The organism is Rhodanobacter terrae (assembly GCF_042657005.1).
GTDB lineage: Bacteria > Pseudomonadota > Gammaproteobacteria > Xanthomonadales > Rhodanobacteraceae > Rhodanobacter > Rhodanobacter terrae.
In genome coordinates this window covers 293,807-311,571 of record NZ_JBHSNG010000002.1, presented here as the reverse complement: position 1 = coordinate 311,571, position 17,765 = coordinate 293,807, and the positions used below count along the sequence as shown (strand labels likewise).

The window sequence follows — 17,765 nt, the reverse complement described above, 5'->3', positions numbered from 1 at the left end:
CGTGTCCGGCCTCAAACCAGCCAGCGCCCGTCGCGCAGGCGCAGCCGCCGCGGCTGGCTGTCTTCGCTGCTCAGGCGTACCGCCGCGTCCCCCAGATGTTCGGCCAGTGCCGCCGGTGCATCGATCAGCACGACGCGACGCAGGTATTCCTTGGGTGCGCGGGCCAGCTGGCGCAGCAAGGTGGCATCCATCGCGGACAACGGCAGCTCCAGCCCCAGCAGGAAATAAACGCCGAAGTGCATGCTCTGCCGCATGTAGCGCAGCGCGTTGCCCAGCCGCTGGCAATCCGGCACCCGTACATGCGCGTCGCGCAGGCTGCTCAGGCCGGTATCGGGCTGCCACAGGTACACCGCCTGCCCGGTATGCCGGGCGATCGCGCGGACCTGGTCGATCAAGGTATGGACATCCTTGCTGTCCAGCACGACCAGGCCGCTGGGAGCGGCCAGGATCCGACCGAAAATCTCGGCACCGGCTTGCGGTGGAGCGGAGGCCATTGCAGAAGTCATTGCGTCCCCGTCCCGTAGCGTCGGCAGCAGTACCATGATGAATCGTCATGCCAGCAATGGAACGCCTGACTCGTCGGGTATCGCCCGGCCGTTGCATGCCGCCCATTGGATCACGATGAGTCGCTGTTCAGCATGTGCGGCACGTGCCGCCGCCCCATGCCCCGCCCAGCCGGCCTTGACAGGCGAGCGGACGGTTACCGGATTTCACACCGGCGCCATAGCGTGGTCAAGCAAGTCCGTCACAACTCGCAATCAAGACGGCAGAAAGGTATGGTTCAGACCTCCTCCACCATGCCTGTACTCCCATGTTCGAAGGACTGCGCTTCAACCACTGGAAGACCAGCGAAGGCGACGACGGCGTTGTCGCATTGACGCTCGACCGCGCCAACAGCAGTGTCAACGCGATCTCGCGCGCGGTACTGGACGAGCTGGAGCAGATCGTCGAGCGGCTGGCGATCGAAAAGCCGGCCGGCGTCATCATCCATTCGGCCAAGCCCTCAGGGTTCGCGGTAGGTGCCGACATCAAGGCATTCGTCGAATACGCCAGGCACGACACTGTGCTGGAGAACATCGAACACGGCCAGCGCGTCTATGAGTCGCTGGCGCGGTTGCCGTGCCCCACCGTGGCCGCCGTGCATGGCGCCTGCATGGGTGGCGGCACCGAGTTGATCCTGGCCTGTCGCCAGCGCATCGCCGCTGACGATGACAAGACCCGGATCGGGCTGCCCGAGGTGATGCTGGGCATCCATCCCGGCTGGGGCGGCACGGCACGCCTGCCTCGCCTGATCGGCGCAACCGAAGCGCTGCCGCTGATGCTGACCGGCAAGTCGCTGTCGGCCAGACGCGCGCTGGCATTGGGCGTGATCGATCGCGTGGCGCGCCCCGAGGAACTGCTGGTCGAGGCACGCTTGTTGCTTCGCCACCCGCAACCCCGTCCGTTCGCCCGGCGCGCCATGGCCTGGCTCAGCAATACCTGGCTTGTGCGGCAGATCCTGGCGCCGATGGTGTTCAAGCAGACGGCGGCGAAGGTGCGCAAGGAACATTACCCCGCGCCGTTCGCCTTGATCGACGTATGGAAGCGCGGCGGCTCGGACATCCGGCTGCGGCTGAAGATCGAAGCGCGCTCGGTGGCGAAGCTGGCGAAAACGCCGACCGCGCAGAACCTGATCCGCATCTTCTTCCTGCAGGAGCGACTGAAAGGCCAGGCCGGCGATACCGACCCGGGCATCAAGCATGTGCATGTCGTCGGAGCCGGGGTGATGGGCGGAGATATTGCGGCCTGGGCTGCATTCAAAGGTTTCGACGTGACCTTGCAGGATCGCGAGATGAAATATATCCAGCCCGCGCTGGATCGCGCCCGTCAGTTGTACGAGAAAAAACTGCAGACGCCGGAGAAGGTCGAGGCCACCGTCCGCCGCCTGCGCGCCGACGTCAACGGCAGCGGCATCGCCTCGGCCGACCTGGCGATCGAGGCGATCTACGAAAACGCCGCGGCCAAGCGTGAGCTGTACGAGAAGATAGAGCCGCAATTCCAGGCCGACGAAATCCTGGCCAGCAACACCTCCAGCATTCCGCTGGACCAGTTGCGAGAGGGCCTTGAGGCGCCGCAGCGTTTCCTCGGCCTGCACTTCTTCAATCCGGTGGCGCAGATGCCGCTGGTCGAAGTGGTACGCCACGACCGGCTCGACCCGGCCATCGAGAAACGTGTACTGGCGTTCTGCAAGGCGATCGGCAAACTGCCGGTGGCGGTCAAGGGCACGCCTGGCTTCCTGGTCAACCGCATCCTGATGCCGTACCTGCTCGAAGCGATGCGCCTGTACAGCGAGGGCGTGCCCGGTGCGGTGCTGGACCGCGAGGCGAGGAAATTCGGCATGCCGATGGGCCCGATCGAACTGGCCGACACCGTGGGGCTGGACGTCTGCGCATCGGTTGGCAAGGAGCTCGCGCCATTCCTCGGACTGGAGGTGCCGCCGGGCCTGGACGACAAGATCGAAGCCGGCAAGCGCGGCAAGAAAGACGGCCAGGGCCTGTATGTCTGGCAGGACGGCAAACCGCAGAAACCCGAGGTCGACAAGGACTACACGATGCCGCCGGATCTGCAGGAACGCATGATTCTGCCGATGATCAACGAGGCCGTCGCCTGCCTTGCCGATGGCGTGGTCGACGATGCCGACCTGCTCGATGCCGGTGTGATTTTCGGCACCGGCTTCGCGCCGTTCCGGGGCGGTCCGATCCAGTACGTGCGCAGCGAAGGTGTCGACAAACTCAAGGCCAGGCTGGAACAGTTTGCCCAGCGTTACGGCGAGCGCTTCAGCCCGAAGAACGGCTGGGACCATCCAACGCTGGCGCCTGCTGGCGAGAAATGAGTGGAGAGAAGTGAGAAACGAGTGAGAGCGGCATAGTGCCTACTCGTTTCTCGCTCCTCTCCACTCACTCCGCGCCCATCACCACATCAGATCGTCGGGCACGCCGTCGTCGCCCGCGCCATCCACGTTCGGATCGACCAGCAATGCCACCAGATGCGCATCGATGGCCCGCACCTGTTCGGCGATGTCGCGACTGATCAGCAGATAACGACCGCCCTGCTGTACCACGCCCAGTTCACCGGCATTGAGCGCCGCCAGTTGTGCCGCATCGACATGCACCCGGCGGATCTTGCCGCCGTACTCGAAATTGCGCGCCTGGTCGGCCTCGGCCTTGTTCAACGCCTTGCCGTCGAGCAATTGCTGAATCTGCAACTTGCGCTCGCGCCGCAGCCTGGCCTGTTCGGCAGCTTCCTGCTCGATCCGTTTGCGTTCGTTCGCTTCGGTCTGCGCACGTATCGCATAAGCCTTGGCCAGATCGATTTCCTCGCGGCTCTGGCCCGATGGCCGTGCGGCGTGCGACTGCGGCTTGCCGCCCTGGCGTGCAGGCTTGCCGGACGGCGGCGGCGGGCGTTTCGGTTCGCGCACCCGGTCCTGTTGAACCCGGTTCTTCTGAACTTCTTTCACGATGCCGCTCTTGAGCAGCTGATCGCGCAGGGAATCGGCCATGCTGATGTTCCGTGATCGATATGAGTATCAGTAATGCGGCGGTGGCGGCTCGTTGTGCGGGTCATCTGCTGGCGCCGTGCGCATCGAGGAGAGTTCACCGCGCAGGTCGCGCAACGCCCGTTCGAGCGCGGCAATGCGTTGCGACTGGTCGGCATCCGCCGCCGTCAACGCCTGCACCGCGTCGTCGATGAAGGTCAGCTTGACCTCCATCTCGTCGAGTCGCTGTTCGAGCGTCTCGCCGCGAGCGCTCATCGACGGATCTGCAGGCTGCGGCCGCGGCCGATGCCGTAATAGGCCAGACCAGCCTCCTCCACCGTGGCCGGCTCATACAGGTTGCGTCCGTCGAAGATGACCGGCTCGGCCAGCGCGGCGCGGATACCCGCAAAATCAGGACTGCGAAACGCCTTCCATTCGGTGACCACGGCCAGGACGTCGGCGCCTTGCAAGGCATCGCTGGCGCGCTCGCACAGCACCAGGTCATCGCGATCGCCGTACAGCCGATGGGTTTCTTCGCGCGCTTCCGGATCGAAGGCGCGCACTTTCGCGCCGGCATTCCACAAGGCTTCCATCAACTGCCGGCTGGAGGCTTCGCGCATGTCGTCGGTATTCGGCTTGAACGCCAGGCCCCACAACGCGATCGTCCTGCCCGCCAGTTCGCCGTTGAAGTGATGCGAGATCAATTCGAACAACTTGGTCTTCTGCTGCCGGTTGACTGCCTCGACCGCGCCGAGCAGGCGCGCTTCGTAGCCATGGCTATGCGCCGTGCGCTCCAGTGCCTGCACATCCTTGGGAAAACACGAGCCGCCGTAACCGGCACCGGGGTAAATGAAGTGATAGCCGATCCGCGGATCCGAACCGATGCCCTGACGGACCAGTTCCACATCGGCACCGACTCGTTCGGCGATGTTCGCGATCTCGTTCATGAAGCTGATCTTGGTCGCCAGCATCGCGTTGGCCGCGTACTTGGTCAGCTCGGCCGAGCGCTCGTCCATCACCACCATGCGGTCATGATTGCGATTGAACGGCGCATACAGCTTGCGCAACACCGCCACCGCACGTGCGCCGGAGGCACCCACGATGATGCGATCCGGCCGCAGGCAATCGTCTACCGCCGCGCCTTCCTTCAGGAATTCCGGGTTGGACACTACATCGAACTCGATGGCCGCCCGGCGCGCTGCCAGCTCCGCAGCGACCGCTTCTCGCACGCGGTCGGCGGTGCCGACCGGCACGGTCGACTTGTTCACTATCACGGCGTAACGATCCAGGTGCCGGCCAATGGTTCCGGCCACTGCCAGCACGTATTGGAGATCCGCGCTGCCGTCCTCGTCCGGCGGCGTGCCGACGGCGATGAAGATCACCTCGCCATGCGCAATCGCCGGAGCGGCATCGGTGGTGAAATCGAGTAGCCCACTGACATGGTTGCGTCGGACGATCGCCTCCAGGCCCGGCTCGAAGATGGGAATCTCTCCGCGCTTGAGGCGTTCGACCTTGGCCGTATCGATATCGACGCAAACCACGTGATTGCCCATCTCAGCAAGGCAGGCACCGGTGACCAGCCCGACATAGCCAGTACCGAAAATAGTGACCCTCATCATCGTCGCGGCGACTCCATCGAAAACCAGCCGTCTATTCTAACCGCGTGGCACCGCGCAAAGATTGCAAGGTTGCCCACAAAGCAGAAGGGCGCGAATCGCTTCGCGCCCTTCCGGACCGCACGGTCGTGAAACCGTGACTGATCTATTACTTGCCGCCCGGAGCAGCGCCAGCCGGCGTCGGAGCGGTGCTGACCAGGGACACGTCGAAAATCAGCGTGGCATTCGGCGGCATCGGCGGCTGCGGCTCGGCACCGTAGGCCAGCGACGACGGAATGAACAGCTTGTAATGACCGCCGACCTGCATCAGCTGCAGACCTTCGCGGAAGCCCGGAATCACGCCAGCAAGCGGAATCTTGGCTGCGCCCGGCGGATTGTGCTTGGCGGATGCATCGAATACCTGACCGTTGACGAAGGAGCCGGTGTAGTTGATCTCGACCGTATCGTTCGGACCCGGACGGGCGCCCGTACCCTGGCTGATCACCTGGTACTGCAGGCCCGACGCAGTGCTCTTCACGCCAGGAGCCGTCTTGTTCTTGGCCAGAAAAGCGTCGCCTTCGGCCTTGTTCTTGGCGCCGAGCTTGACCATCTCAGCCTGATACTTGGCCTGGATCTTGGCCATGAAGGCGTCGTGCACCTGCTTGGCTTCGGCATCGCTCATGGTCGGCTTCTGGCCGGAGAGGGCGGCCTTGACCGCATTCGCCACGGCATTCGGGTCCAGTTCGTCGCGCATGATTGGCGGAACCTGGGAAGCAATTTCCCAACCCACTACGTAGCTGGCCTTGGCTTTGTCGACGGTACCGGCGGCGCCGGCCGTCTGGGCGGATACCCCCGCCGTCATGCCCAGCGCAACGGCCATCGCGACCGCCGTCAGCGTGGGACGCAGAAAATGCTTCATTCGTAACTTCCTCATGTTTGGAAATGCCGGCGTTGCCGACCGGAGCCTCCCCGATGGAGGCAGGCCTCGCATTGTGCGGTGCTTGTCCAGTCTTGGCAACGGATTCAGGGCTCTGACCGTCAGCCGACAGAAAGGTTCATCTCCCCTTCACCGCGGCACCGCCGGATCGCCGGTCAGCCAGCGTCGCGTCCGGACGGTCCAGGCTTGTCCAGCGTCTCCTTCAAGGCAGCCTGCAGACGCGCATGCATTTTCACCAGCCCTCGCCACAACACGACCGCCAGCACCACGCCAAGCACGCCCAACGACAGCGCAATACCGCGCGGCGGCAGGATCGTCGAGCCCAGTGCGCTGACCAGCAACGCCAGCGCCAGCAGGGTGACCAGCGGAATGATACGGGCCAGTACATTGCGGATGGCCTGGGTGTATGAACCGGCAAACCGTTCGCGTATGCCGATCTCGACCAGCAGCATGCCCAGTGCTTCGGCCTTGCGGTAAATCGCGATCAGCATCGGCAGCGACAGGAACAGCGCGCTCGCCCAGATCAGCGTATGGCGCAGATCGCGGTTGATGCCGAAGAGCGAGAACCAGTTCCAGTTGTGCGCGTTGACGTAGGCGCCCATCGTGAACAACGTCACTACCAGCAGGATGTTGATCGCGATATGCCACAGCAGCCGCCTGAAAATGGCGGCGATCGCCGCGTTCTCGTTGACCGGCTTGAGATTTTCAAGCCAGCCGCTGTAGCTGCCCGCGAGCAACTTCACAGAATGCGGAGTCACCCGGCTCAGGCCGTCCGCGAGTGCGCCGGCCGAGCGGTTCAGATACGGCGATGCCGCCATGCACAGTACCGACACCGCTACCGCGATCGGATAGATGAAAGGACCGATCACGCCCAGCGACAATCCGAGCGTGGCGATCACGAACGAGAATTCGCCGATCTGCGCCATGCCCAGCCCCGCGCGCAACGCGCTGCGTGCGTCGTGGCCGACCACGAATACGCCCAGGCTGCATACCACCGTCTTGCCGACCACCACCACCGCCGCGACCAGCAACGCGGGCAGCGCGTACTGCAGCAGTATGGCCGGATCGATCTTCAGGCCGATGGCCACGAAGAACAGTGCCGCAAACATGTCGCGCAATGGCTCCACCAGATGCAGCACGCGTTCCACGCTGCGCGATTCCGCCACCACCGCACCTGCCAGGAAGGCGCCAAGTGCCACGCTGAAACCCATCCAGGCCGCCAGCAGGCTGGCACCGAAACAGATGCCAAGCACGCTGACCAGCAGCGTCTCGTCGCGATCGAAACCAGCCACGTAATCCACCAGCCGCGGCAGCAACAGCAGGCCGAGAATCATCCCGACGACCACGAACAACCCCAGATGGCCGATCAGCGTGAACGCCGCTTCCGCCTGCACCGAGCCGCCGATCGCCACGGCGGTAAGCAGCGTGAGCATGACGATGGCCAGCATGTCCTCGGCGACCAGCAGTCCCACCACCATGTGGGCAAACTCCTGCCACCGCTGCCGTCCCTCGGCCAGCGTACGAGTGGCGACCATGGTCGAGGACAACGAGATGATCGCGCCCAGAAACAGCGCATCCATGCCGGTCCAGCTGAACAGTCTGCCGAGGCCATAGCCGATCCACAACATCAGGCCGACCTCACCCACCGCCACGGCCAGTACCCCGATGCCGACTTCGCGCAGCTTGCGCACGCTGAACTCCAGGCCCAGCGTGAACATCAGCAGCACAACACCAAGATTGGAAATGTCGTCGATCGCGCGCGGGTCGTCCACCAGCATGGCCGGCGTGTGCGGCCCGATCATTACCCCGGCCAGGATGTAACCCAGCAGCACTGGCTGACGCAGGCGCTGGAATACGATCGTGGTGGCGCCGGCCACGATCATCACCACGGCTAGATCGCGGATGAAACCGATTTCGTGCATGCCCCGACTCTTCAGTACGCCATTCATCGCAGCTTAAACGAACCACGGACGAGCGCCGCCGCATCGTGGCCTGGCGCCGCGAGCCGGGACGGATTCCTTCGTCGTCCATCCTGAAAAAAAGCTTGACGGATATCGGGCCCGACCCTATTCTTCTCGGCTTCCAGCGGCGGGGCCATAGCTCAGCTGGGAGAGCGCCTGCATGGCATGCAGGAGGTCGGCGGTTCGATCCCGCCTGGCTCCACCAACTTGAATTGTCCCCATCGTCTAGAGGCCTAGGACATCACCCTTTCACGGTGGCGACCGGGGTTCGAATCCCCGTGGGGACGCCAAGTTGGCTCGCAAAGCTGGAAAAGAAATGTGGAGCGGTAGTTCAGTTGGTTAGAATGCTGGCCTGTCACGCCGGAGGTCGCGGGTTCGAGTCCCGTCCGCTCCGCCACTAAAAAAAAACGGGAAGCCCGCCTTGCGCGGGTTTTTTGTTGCCTGTCGTTTCGTCGTCGCCATGCGGCAAGCAGATCAACCCTCACGCTCCAGTGTTCCGATGGAATGCCCTTGTTCGACCAGATACTCCAGCCAGCGCGACAGAAATCCGTTCATGCGCAGGCGGTGCTGGAACACGGTGTGAGCCGGCGAAAACGGCCCCAGCACCTGCCACAGGTGTCGCCCGGGATGGCAGTGCAGCGCCTCGGCCACATGCGCATCGGTATACATGCGCAGCTGCGCCGACGGCGCGCGCCGGCCCGTATGCGCATCGACGAAATCGTAGGTGAGTTCCAGCTCCAGCGTGTACGGATGACATTCCTGCACATGCAGATGCACCGCCAGCCCGTCATCGACATCCGAAACGTAGCGGCCCGCAGCGAGCTGCTGTGGCGCGAACAACCGAGTCAGCCGGTGATAGTTCTCCGCATACAGCCCCATCAGGAACTCGAAGCGTCCCGGCAGCAGGCTGTTGCGATTGTCCAGTACGGCACTCATAAACGGTGTGGCGACTCCGGTGGGTAATCAGAACATGGTCCGCTCTATGCCGAAGCGGTCGAAGATCTTGCTGGCGATCTCCTCGATCGACACATGCGTGGTGTTGAGGCTGGGAATACCGGCCTGGCGCATCAGCCGATCGGCCTGTTCCAGCTCCCAGCGACATTGCTGCAAGGTCGCATAACGGCTGCCGGCGCGGCGCTGCTCGCGAATCTGCGCAAGCCGCAGCGGATCGATGGTCAACCCGAACAGCCGGTCCCGGTACGGGCGCAGGCGTGCAGGCAGTTCGAGCTTCTCGAGGTCATCGTCGGTCAGCGGATAGTTGGCGGCACTGACGCCGTAATGCAAGGCCATGTACAGGCAGGTAGGCGTCTTGCCCGAACGCGACACGCCGACCAGGATCAGGTCGGCATCGGCGTAATTCACGTCGATGCCGTCGTCGTGCGATAGCGCGTAGTTGGTCGCGTTGATGCGCGCCTCGTACTTGTCGAAATCCACCATGCCGTGCGAACGGTTGACCGCACCGGAACGCTTGGCGCCGAGTTCGTCTTCCAGCGGGCCGATGAACGGTGCGAACACATCCAGCATCAACGCCCCGCTGGTGGCCACGATATCGCACAGCGCGCGCTCGGCCATGGTGTTGACGACGATGGGTCGCTGCGCACTCTGCGCGTAGTGCGTCTTGATGCGCAACGCGGCCGCTTCCGCTTTCTGCACGTTATCGGTGAACGGCAGCCGGTGCTTGTCGAACTGCACGCCCTCGAACTGCGCCAGGATGCTGTTGCCGATCGTCTCCGCGGTAATACCAGTGGAGTCGGAGATGAAGAAAACCGTGCGCTGCATACATTGTCCCGATCGCGTGGGTGCGTTTGTTCGCACCATAACCCAAGCGGAAAACGCTGTCGCCGATTGACTGCCGGCTGACTGGTATGCCGTTGGAATGTGATCCGAAGTCAATGGTCTTCTTGTGCTGCGCACCATCGGCAGCGGACAATACCAGTTCTTTGCAGCCCGCTTCCGGCCTGCCTGCCGCACCCATACCGTTATCCCACTGAATACTCTTGAGGAGACACCCTTGAACGATCTGGTGCTTTGGCTCGACCAACTGCGCATGACTGACCTGGGCAAGGTTGGCGGCAAGAACGCCTCGCTCGGCGAAATGATCGGCAACCTCGCCAAGCTTGGTGTGTCCGTGCCGGGCGGCTTCGCCACCACCGCCGATGCGTTCCAGCAATACCTGGAAAAGAGCGGCCTGGCCAGGCGTATCCAGGAACGCCTGGCTACGCTCGACGTCGATGACGTCGACACGCTGGTGGCGGCGGGCAAGCAGATCCGCGGCTGGATCGTCGACACCGCCCTGCCCGACGAACTCGAGCAGGCGATCCGCGCGGCCTACATCAAGCTGTGCAAGGACGCCGGCGCCGACGACATCGCCGTCGCCGTACGCTCGTCGGCCACCGCCGAGGATCTTCCGGACGCCTCGTTCGCCGGCCAGCAGGAAACCTTCCTCAACGTGGTCGGCATCGACGACGTGCTGCACAAGGTGAAGGAAGTCTTCGCTTCGTTGTACAACGATCGCGCCATCGCCTATCGCGTGCACCAGGGCTTCAGGCACGAAGATGTATTCCTCTCCGCCGGCGTGCAGCTGATGGTGCGCTCGGACGTGGGCGCGTCGGGCGTGTTGTTCACGCTGGACACCGAGTCGGGTTTCCGCGATGTGGTCTTCGTGACCGGCAGCTACGGCCTGGGCGAAATGGTCGTACAAGGTGCGGTGAATCCCGACGAGTTCTACGTATTCAAACCCACCTTGAACGCCGGCAAGCCTGCCGTATTGCGCCGCAACCTCGGCGCTAAGCAGTTACGCATGGTCTATTCCAGCGCTCCCGGCGAACGCGTCAAGACCGAGGACACTCCGGCCGAACTGCGCAACCGCTTCTGCATCAGCGACGAGGACGTGCAGGAGCTGGCACGCCAGTCGCTGATCATCGAAAAGCATTACGACCGTCCGATGGACATCGAGTGGGCCAAAGATGGCCACACCGGCAAGATCTACATCGTGCAGGCGCGCCCCGAGACGGTGAAGTCGCGCTCGCACGCCACTCAGCTCGAACGCTTCCACCTCAGCGAGAAAGGCAAGGTGCTGGCCGAGGGTCGTTCGATCGGCCAGAAGATCGGCGCCGGCAAGGCGCGCGTGATCCGCTCGCTGAGCGACATGAACAAGGTGCAGCCGGGCGACGTGCTGATCGCCGACATGACCGATCCCGACTGGGAGCCCGTGATGAAGCGCGCTTCGGCGATCGTCACCAACCGCGGCGGCCGCACCTGCCACGCGGCGATCATCGCGCGCGAGCTGGGCGTACCCGCCGTGGTCGGCACCGGCAATGCGCTGGACAAGATTCCCGACGGCACCGACGTCACCGTGTCCTGCGCCGAAGGCGACACCGGCACGATCTATGAGGGCATCCTGAAGTTCGAGCGCGTCACCGCGGACCTGGGCGACATGCCCGAGGCACCGCTGAAAATCATGATGAACGTGGCGAACCCGGAGCGCGCGTTCGACTTCGGCATGCTGCCGAATGCCGGCATTGGCCTGGCCCGCCTGGAGATGATCATCGCCAGCCACATCGGCGTGCATCCGAAGGCACTGCTGGAGTACGCCAAGCAGGACGCCGAGACCAAGGCGAAGATCGACGAACGCATCGCCGGCTATGCCGATCCGGTGAGCTTCTATGTGGATCGCCTCGCCGAAGGCATCGCCACCATCGCCGCCTCGGTCTACCCGAAGCCGGTGATCGTGCGCCTGTCGGATTTCAAGTCGAACGAATACGCCGGCCTGCTGGGCGGCTCGCGGTACGAGCCGCACGAAGAAAACCCGATGATCGGCTTCCGTGGCGCCAGCCGCTATGTCGACCCGAGCTTCGCCGAGGCGTTCGGGCTGGAGTGCAAGGCGGTCAAGCACGTACGCGAAGTGATGGGCCTGGACAATGTCTGGGTGATGATCCCGTTCGTGCGCACCCTGGGCGAAGGCCGCAAGGTAATCGAGGTGCTGGCGAAGAACGGACTCAGGCAGGGCGAGCACGACCTCAAGGTCATCATGATGTGCGAGGTGCCCTCGAACGCCCTGCTCGCCGACGAGTTCCTCGACATTTTCGACGGCTTCTCGATTGGCTCCAACGACCTGACCCAGCTCACCCTCGGTCTCGATCGCGACTCCAGCATCGTCGCCGGCCTGTTCGACGAGCGCGACCCGGCCGTGAAAAAGCTGCTGTCGATGGCGATCAAGACCGCACGCGCCAAGGGCAAGTACATCGGCATCTGCGGCCAGGGCCCGAGCGACCATCCGGATCTGGCCGAGTGGCTGATGGAGCAAGGCATCGAATCGCTGTCGCTGAACCCGGACACCGTCGTCGACACCTGGCTGCGGCTGGCGAAGAAAAAGGCCGGATGAGCCATCCATCCGGTCGAAGCGGGCGTACGTCCCCCATGCTTGTCACGACCGGAAGCAGCGCGTAGACTTGCCGGCTCGCGCTGACCATGCGACCCCCTTCGGAGAGGTGGCAGAGTGGTCGAATGTACCTGACTCGAAATCAGGCGTACGTGTAAGCGTACCGTGGGTTCGAATCCCACCCTCTCCGCCAGAAAAAGCAAAACGCCCCCTCGCGGGGCGTTTTGCTTTTTCTGGCGGAGAGGGTGGCGTGGACGAACCCTCCCAGGTTCGACAAATTCGTCCGGAACGAATTTGGACAGCCGCAGGCTGCCCCGCAGCGCAGCGGAGGGGTTCGGCCCAAGGATGGGCCGAACAATCCATTGAAACGTCCAAACACCTCGAGGTCCCACTGAGAACCTCTTTTTGCATTAGCAACTTTCCCCACGATCCTTTTGCGCCCATCCCCTACATCCGGCATGCTGCACCCATTCGCCTCACCAGACCCACCATGATCGAATTCGGACACGGAACGCATGTCGGCCTGCGCCGCACGCGCAATGAAGACACCTATTACGCCGATGCGTCGCTCGGCCTGTTTCTGGTGGCCGACGGCATGGGTGGTCATCAGCACGGCGAAGTGGCGTCGGCACTGGTGCGTGATGCGGTGGTCGACCTGGTCACCGGCGGACACAGTCTGATCGAGGCCGTGCATGGCGCGGCCGAGCGACTGCTTGCGCATACCCGGCACACGGCCGACGCCTTGCCGATGGGTACCACCATCGCGGCTCTGCGGACCACCGTCGACGGCTATGAAGTCGCCTGGGTAGGCGACAGCCGGATCTACATGTGGAAACACGACCTGCGGCAGATCAGCCATGACCATTCGCTGGTACAGGCCCTGGTCGAGGCCGGCCAGCTGGATCCAGCGCTGGCATCGCAGCATCCGCAACGCAACGTGCTGACGCAGGCGCTGGGCGTGACCGCCCCCGAACAGCTGCATATCGGCATGGCGCGCGGCCTGCTGGAGCCCGACATGGGCTTTCTGCTGTGCAGCGACGGATTGACCGAAGACGTCGACGACACGGTGATCGCACGCACAATGGCGCGTACCGACCTGGCCGCGCAGGAATGCGTCGATCAGCTGCTGCTGAGTGCGCTCGACGGCGGCGGCGACGACAACATCAGCGTGATCATCGTGCGTTCCTGCTGAGCCTTGCCCGAGGCGGCATGGCTCAACCCAGCCGACGCCACACGCTGCGGCCATCCGCGTTCTTGTCCAGCGCATCCAGGCACCGTTCGTGTTGCTGCAGCTCCCCCGGCGAAGCATGCAGCACGAATGGACGCGCATGCAAAACCACCGGCGCGATCATCGCTACCGCGCTGACTTGCCCGGTGATGCCTTCAAAGCCCAGGTCGAACGCTACCTGCCCCGAGGTCATCGCCAGATAGACGTCGGCCAGCAACTGGGCGTCGATCAGGCCGCCATGCAGATCGCGCCGTGAGTTGTCCACGCCTAGCCGCTTGCACAGCGCGTCCAGGCTGTTGCGCTGACCGGGATAGCGCTCGCGCGCCATCGCCAAGGTGTCCAGCACACTGCAACGGTCGCCGATGCGACCCGCGCCGTTGTCCAGCCGAGCCAGCTCGGCGTCCAGGAATCCGATATCGAAACTGGCGTTGTGGATGATCAGTTCCGCGCCGTCGATGAAGGCCAGGAACTCCTCCGCCACCTCGGCAAAACGTGGCTTGTCGAGCAGGAATTCGTCCTCGATGCCGGTCACCAGCCGCGCGCCCTCGTCGATCGCCCGATCCGGGTTGAGATAGGTCTGATAATGCCGGCCGGTGAGCCGGCGCTCGACCATCTCGACGCAGGCGATTTCCACCAGCCGATGACCCTGGCGCACCTCCAGACCGGTGGTTTCGGTATCGAGAACGATCTGCCTCATATCCCCGCCTTCAAGAGCTCGGCCTGTTCGCGCGCAGCCAGATCGACCCGCTCGTTCTCGATGTGGCCGTTGTGGCCCTTCACCCACTTCCAGCGCACCTGATGGGTACTGACCGCCTCGGACAGCCGTTGCCACAAGTCCTGGTTCTTGACCGGCTTCTTGTCCGCAGTGCGCCAGCCATTGGCGCGCCACTTCGGCATCCACTGCTCGATGCCCTGCATCACATAACGCGAGTCGGTGACGAGCAAGACCTGGCAGGGCCGCTTCAATGCCTCCAGCGCGCCGATCGCCGCCATCAGTTCCATCCGGTTGTTGGTAGTGGCAGGATCGCCGCCCACAACCATGCGTTCACTGCCCTTGGCACGCAACAGTGCGGCCCAACCGCCTGGACCGGGATTGCCCAGACAGGCGCCATCGGTAAATGCTTCCACTTCGCTCATCGTTGCTCACGTATTCCATTGAAAGTCACAGTGCCGAACTGCGCCGCGCACCCGGCGACAGCTGGCTGTTGGGCGGCACCCGCACCGGCACCGGTTTGAGCCTCAGCGGCGTGACCATGCGGCGGCGCTTGCGCGCGATCAGTACATAGCCGCCTCCCAGCAGGTGGGCCGCCATCGCAGGCGGCTGCGTCAGGCCGGGCCACAGGCGGCCGACCCGCTGCACCTGTTCGACCTCCAGCCCGTCCTGCTGCAGGAGCTGCCCCAGCCGCAGCGGCATCTGCAATGCGTGAGGCCTGCCGCGTGTACGCCAGAAAAACCACGGTGCCCAGCCGCTGAGTGGATGTACTCCGGTCAAGGCGAGTACGCCGCCCGGCGCCAGTACGCGGCTGGCCTCGGCAAGCAGGGCGGATGCGCTAGGCGCCACTTCCAGCACATGCCGAAGCAGGACCAGCTCGAACGCATCATCGACGAACGGGAGCGGCTCGTCGGCCGCTGCCCGCAGATCACCTCGATAACGGCCGTCATGGGCATCCACCAGGTGCAATGTGGTCCAGGAGCCGAGCATCGGCAACGCCGGCGGCACGTCGTCGGCGGACACACCCAGCAACAACGCATGCGTGCCAAAGCAGCGCTGCAACTCGGGCGTCAGCACGCGCGTCTGCTCATCCAGCAATCGGCGCAACGGCGCACTGGCATAGATGTCGTTATCGCGTTGATGCATGCCGTGCCACTCTCCATCCGTGCCCAGAGTGTAACGGCTGAGCGCCACCGGCAGCAGATCACAAGCTGGGCGGACCTGTCGCACGCGGCTGAACAGCCGGTCGCCCGGTTAACGCTCTTCTAACGAGCGGCCGGCAAAGCCCCCTTATAGTCCACCGCTTCACGCGAGCCCTGGATGGCTGCGTCTGTCGTTGAGCCGGGAACAGCATCCGACCCGTCGGGTGTTCCCAGAACGCAGCGGAGCTCGTCTTGCATCTCATACCGTTACCGGCGCTGGCCGACAATTACATCTGGCTGCTGCACGACGAAGATGGCAACGCCATCGTCGTCGATCCGGGCGATGCCGCCGTCGTCGAACACGCACTGACTGCGCGGCGACTGACATTGCAGGCGATCCTGCTGACCCATCATCACCACGATCACATCGGCGGTGTCGCCGCGCTGCGCGCGCGGCACGGCGTCCCCGTCTATGCACCCGTGGACGAACGCATCGCGGAGGCGACCGAACAGGTGCGCGATGGCGACTGGGTCGAACTGGCGTCGCCGCGCGTCCGCTTCGAAGTGCTCTCGATTCCAGGCCATACCCTTAGCCATATTGCCTACGTCGGGGCCGGCTTGCTTTTGTGCGGCGACACCTTGTTCAGTCTTGGCTGCGGCCGGCTGTTCGAAGGCACGCCGGCCCAGATGCTTGCCTCGCTGGATCGATTGTCGACGCTGCCGGGGGAAACGCTGGTATGCGGCGGCCACGAATACACCGAGGCCAACGGGCGTTTCGCGCGCACCATCGAAACGGCCAATCCGGAACTGCAGCAGCGGCTGCTGGAAGTGGCCGAACTGCGCGCCCGGCTCCAGCCGACGTTGCCGGTGGCGCTGGCCGATGAAATGGCGACCAATCCCTTCCTGCGTGTCGACGCCGATGCGGTTGTCGAGTGGTGCAGGCAGCAAGGTGCAGGACATGATCGCGTTGCGCGCTTTGCGGCGATACGCACGGCCAAGGACGGATTCCACGGATGAGGAGACACCTGCGCCCCCTGCCGCTGTTGCTCCCCTTCCTGCTTGCCGCTTGCGCGGGCGCCCCGACACGCTCGCCACACCAGCCGGCGGTCGAGCCGCCCACGACGGCGCTTGCCGCTCCCGGGATCGAGGTCAAGCCTCCCATCGACAAGCCATCGATATCGCCGTCGACCGATGTCTGGGATCAGTTGCGCGGCAGTTTCGCCATGGCCGACTGCGACGCCGATCCCTCGGTGCAAACGTGGGCCAGGCGTTACACGCAGAACCCGAAGCAGTTCGAAGAGCGATTGCAGCAGGCGTTGCCACGACTGACCTACGTGCAACAGGTCGCGGCCCAATACGATGTCGCCGGTGAGTTCGTGTTGTTGCCCTGGGTGGAAAGCCATTTCCAGTCGCCTCCCATCCGCCGGCGTCAACCGGCCGGCATGTGGCAGATCATGCCGGTCACCGCGGGAGCGATGGGACTGCGCGTCGATGGCCACTATGACGGCCGCCTCGATATTCCGGCTGCCGCCCACGCCGTGATGAAGCTGCTCAAGCAGTACCACGATCAGTTCCACGATTGGCGGGTGGTCGATTACGCCTACAACGCCGGCGAATTCTCGGTGCGCAAAATCATCCAGAAACATGGCATGCCGGCGGACGAACCGGCGATTCCGAAGTGGCCCGTTCGAAAGGTGACCCGCGAGCATCTCGCCAAACTGCTGGCCGTGGCCTGTGTGGTACGCGAGCCGGCTCGCTTCAACGTCAGCCTGCCCACGCTGGCGGATGAAGAGCATCTGGTGCAGGTGAAGATCGCCCATTCGATGCCGCTCGCACGGGCCGCCGACCATGCCGGCATGTCGGTGGATACGCTGAAGAATCTCAATGCAGCGTTCCGCGGCAACATGATCGATGCCGACGCCAGCTCGTACCTGTTGCTGCCGGCCAGCCACGTCCAGCAATTCAGCGACTCCCTGCTGAGGCAGCCACCGACCGCCGACGTCGGTCGCGACAGCAGCACCAGCAAAGCGGCTGTTGCCTCATCACCGGCGCCCACGGCGCAGCCGAAAACCCATACCGTCCGGCGAGGCGACAGCTTGTGGCAGATCGCGCGCGATTATTCGGTGGATATGACCCAACTGCAGCGCTGGAACCATCTCAACGGAAACACGCTCAAGCTCGGCCAGATGCTGCGGGTAAACGGCGCCGCGGATTGACCGATACTTGAACCGCCTCGCCCGACTCAAGAACGAAAAGGGCGGCCCATGGCCGCCCTTTTCGTTCGGACTCGAGACT

16 protein-coding genes and 4 tRNA genes are annotated in these 17,765 nt (G+C 64.0%); 9 read left to right on the top strand and 11 right to left on the bottom strand.

What is annotated here, in order from left to right:
* Positions 1–11: 11 nt before the first annotated feature.
* Positions 12–506 (bottom strand): hypothetical protein, encoded by a 495-nt coding sequence (locus ACFPPB_RS03450; RefSeq protein WP_377324398.1) that lies wholly within the window; start codon positions 504–506, stop codon positions 12–14.
* A 305-nt stretch (positions 507–811) separates the two neighbouring features.
* Between ACFPPB_RS03450 and ACFPPB_RS03445 the strand changes: the two genes are divergently transcribed.
* A complete protein-coding gene (locus ACFPPB_RS03445; RefSeq protein WP_377324396.1) occupies positions 812–2,872 on the top strand; it encodes a 3-hydroxyacyl-CoA dehydrogenase NAD-binding domain-containing protein in 2,061 nt (686 codons plus the stop codon).
* Between the two features lie 78 nt (positions 2,873–2,950).
* Here the strand turns inward: ACFPPB_RS03445 and ACFPPB_RS03440 are convergent, their stop codons facing one another.
* The 5 genes from ACFPPB_RS03440 to ACFPPB_RS03420 all read right to left on the bottom strand — a co-directional run bounded on the left by ACFPPB_RS03440 (position 2,951) and on the right by ACFPPB_RS03420 (position 7,968).
* Positions 2,951–3,538 (bottom strand): DUF2058 domain-containing protein, encoded by a 588-nt coding sequence (locus ACFPPB_RS03440; protein ID WP_377324394.1) that lies wholly within the window; start codon positions 3,536–3,538, stop codon positions 2,951–2,953.
* 27 nt (positions 3,539–3,565) lie between these two features.
* Complete coding sequence (locus tag ACFPPB_RS03435; protein WP_377324392.1) at positions 3,566–3,790, bottom strand: SlyX family protein; 225 nt, start codon at positions 3,788–3,790, stop codon at positions 3,566–3,568.
* Positions 3,787–5,130: a UDP-glucose dehydrogenase family protein gene (locus ACFPPB_RS03430; RefSeq protein ID WP_377324504.1), complete on the bottom strand. Its 1,344-nt coding sequence runs from the start codon at positions 5,128–5,130 to the stop codon at positions 3,787–3,789. Before ACFPPB_RS03430 ends, ACFPPB_RS03435 begins: the two co-directional genes overlap by 4 nt.
* A 148-nt stretch (positions 5,131–5,278) precedes the next feature.
* Complete coding sequence (locus ACFPPB_RS03425) at positions 5,279–6,028, bottom strand: FKBP-type peptidyl-prolyl cis-trans isomerase N-terminal domain-containing protein (RefSeq protein ID WP_377324390.1); 750 nt, start codon at positions 6,026–6,028, stop codon at positions 5,279–5,281.
* 173 nt (positions 6,029–6,201) lie between these two features.
* Entirely contained in the window at positions 6,202–7,968 is a 1,767-nt protein-coding gene (locus tag ACFPPB_RS03420) for a cation:proton antiporter (protein ID WP_377324388.1), read from the bottom strand.
* A 168-nt stretch (positions 7,969–8,136) separates the two neighbouring features.
* Between ACFPPB_RS03420 and ACFPPB_RS03415 the strand changes: the two genes are divergently transcribed.
* The 3 genes from ACFPPB_RS03415 to ACFPPB_RS03405 all read left to right on the top strand — a co-directional run bounded on the left by ACFPPB_RS03415 (position 8,137) and on the right by ACFPPB_RS03405 (position 8,404).
* Positions 8,137–8,212 (top strand) — tRNA-Ala (locus tag ACFPPB_RS03415).
* A 9-nt stretch (positions 8,213–8,221) separates the two neighbouring features.
* Positions 8,222–8,297: transfer RNA gene (locus ACFPPB_RS03410), tRNA-Glu, on the top strand.
* A gap of 30 nt (positions 8,298–8,327) precedes the next feature.
* Positions 8,328–8,404 (top strand) — tRNA-Asp (locus ACFPPB_RS03405).
* A gap of 77 nt (positions 8,405–8,481) precedes the next feature.
* Here the strand turns inward: ACFPPB_RS03405 and ACFPPB_RS03400 are convergent.
* On the bottom strand, positions 8,482–8,943 hold the full coding sequence (locus tag ACFPPB_RS03400; RefSeq protein ID WP_377324386.1) for a DUF1249 domain-containing protein: 462 nt from the start codon (positions 8,941–8,943) through the stop codon (positions 8,482–8,484).
* Between the two features lie 27 nt (positions 8,944–8,970).
* The gene (ppsR, locus tag ACFPPB_RS03395) at positions 8,971–9,786 is read right to left on the bottom strand and encodes a posphoenolpyruvate synthetase regulatory kinase/phosphorylase PpsR (protein ID WP_377324384.1); all 816 of its coding nucleotides are present in this window, start codon (positions 9,784–9,786) and stop codon (positions 8,971–8,973) included.
* Positions 9,787–10,018: 232 nt separating this feature from the next.
* On the opposite strand from ppsR, the gene ppsA reads away from it, so the two are divergent.
* The 3 genes from ppsA to ACFPPB_RS03380 all read left to right on the top strand — a co-directional run bounded on the left by ppsA (position 10,019) and on the right by ACFPPB_RS03380 (position 13,580).
* Positions 10,019–12,391, top strand: coding sequence for a phosphoenolpyruvate synthase (gene ppsA, locus ACFPPB_RS03390; RefSeq protein WP_377324382.1), 2,373 nt, complete (start codon positions 10,019–10,021; stop codon positions 12,389–12,391).
* A 100-nt stretch (positions 12,392–12,491) separates the two neighbouring features.
* Positions 12,492–12,581 (top strand) — tRNA-Ser (locus ACFPPB_RS03385).
* 297 nt (positions 12,582–12,878) lie between these two features.
* Positions 12,879–13,580, top strand: a complete 702-nt coding sequence (locus tag ACFPPB_RS03380; protein WP_377324380.1) for a PP2C family protein-serine/threonine phosphatase — start codon at positions 12,879–12,881, stop codon at positions 13,578–13,580.
* 22 nt (positions 13,581–13,602) lie between these two features.
* Here the strand turns inward: ACFPPB_RS03380 and dnaQ are convergent, their stop codons facing one another.
* Genes dnaQ through ACFPPB_RS03365 form a run of 3 tightly spaced genes read right to left on the bottom strand, consistent with a single transcriptional unit; the run spans position 13,603 to position 15,474 of the window.
* On the bottom strand, positions 13,603–14,313 hold the full coding sequence (dnaQ, locus tag ACFPPB_RS03375) for a DNA polymerase III subunit epsilon (protein WP_377324378.1): 711 nt from the start codon (positions 14,311–14,313) through the stop codon (positions 13,603–13,605).
* Positions 14,310–14,753 carry a ribonuclease HI gene (gene rnhA, locus ACFPPB_RS03370; protein ID WP_377324376.1) on the bottom strand — a complete coding sequence of 148 codons (444 nt, stop codon included), beginning with the start codon at positions 14,751–14,753 and terminating at the stop codon, positions 14,310–14,312. Before rnhA ends, dnaQ begins: the two co-directional genes overlap by 4 nt.
* A gap of 25 nt (positions 14,754–14,778) precedes the next feature.
* Complete coding sequence (locus tag ACFPPB_RS03365) at positions 14,779–15,474, bottom strand: class I SAM-dependent methyltransferase (RefSeq protein ID WP_377324374.1); 696 nt, start codon at positions 15,472–15,474, stop codon at positions 14,779–14,781.
* Positions 15,475–15,722: 248 nt separating this feature from the next.
* On the opposite strand from ACFPPB_RS03365, the gene gloB reads away from it, so the two are divergent.
* Together gloB and ACFPPB_RS03355 are read left to right on the top strand one after the other, a co-directional pair.
* The gene (gene gloB / locus ACFPPB_RS03360; RefSeq protein WP_377324372.1) at positions 15,723–16,487 is read left to right on the top strand and encodes a hydroxyacylglutathione hydrolase; all 765 of its coding nucleotides are present in this window, start codon (positions 15,723–15,725) and stop codon (positions 16,485–16,487) included.
* Positions 16,484–17,686 carry a transglycosylase SLT domain-containing protein gene (locus ACFPPB_RS03355; RefSeq protein WP_377324370.1) on the top strand — a complete coding sequence of 401 codons (1,203 nt, stop codon included), beginning with the start codon at positions 16,484–16,486 and terminating at the stop codon, positions 17,684–17,686. The genes gloB and ACFPPB_RS03355 overlap by 4 nt, the downstream gene beginning before the upstream one ends.
* The last annotated feature ends 79 nt before the right edge of the window (positions 17,687–17,765 follow it).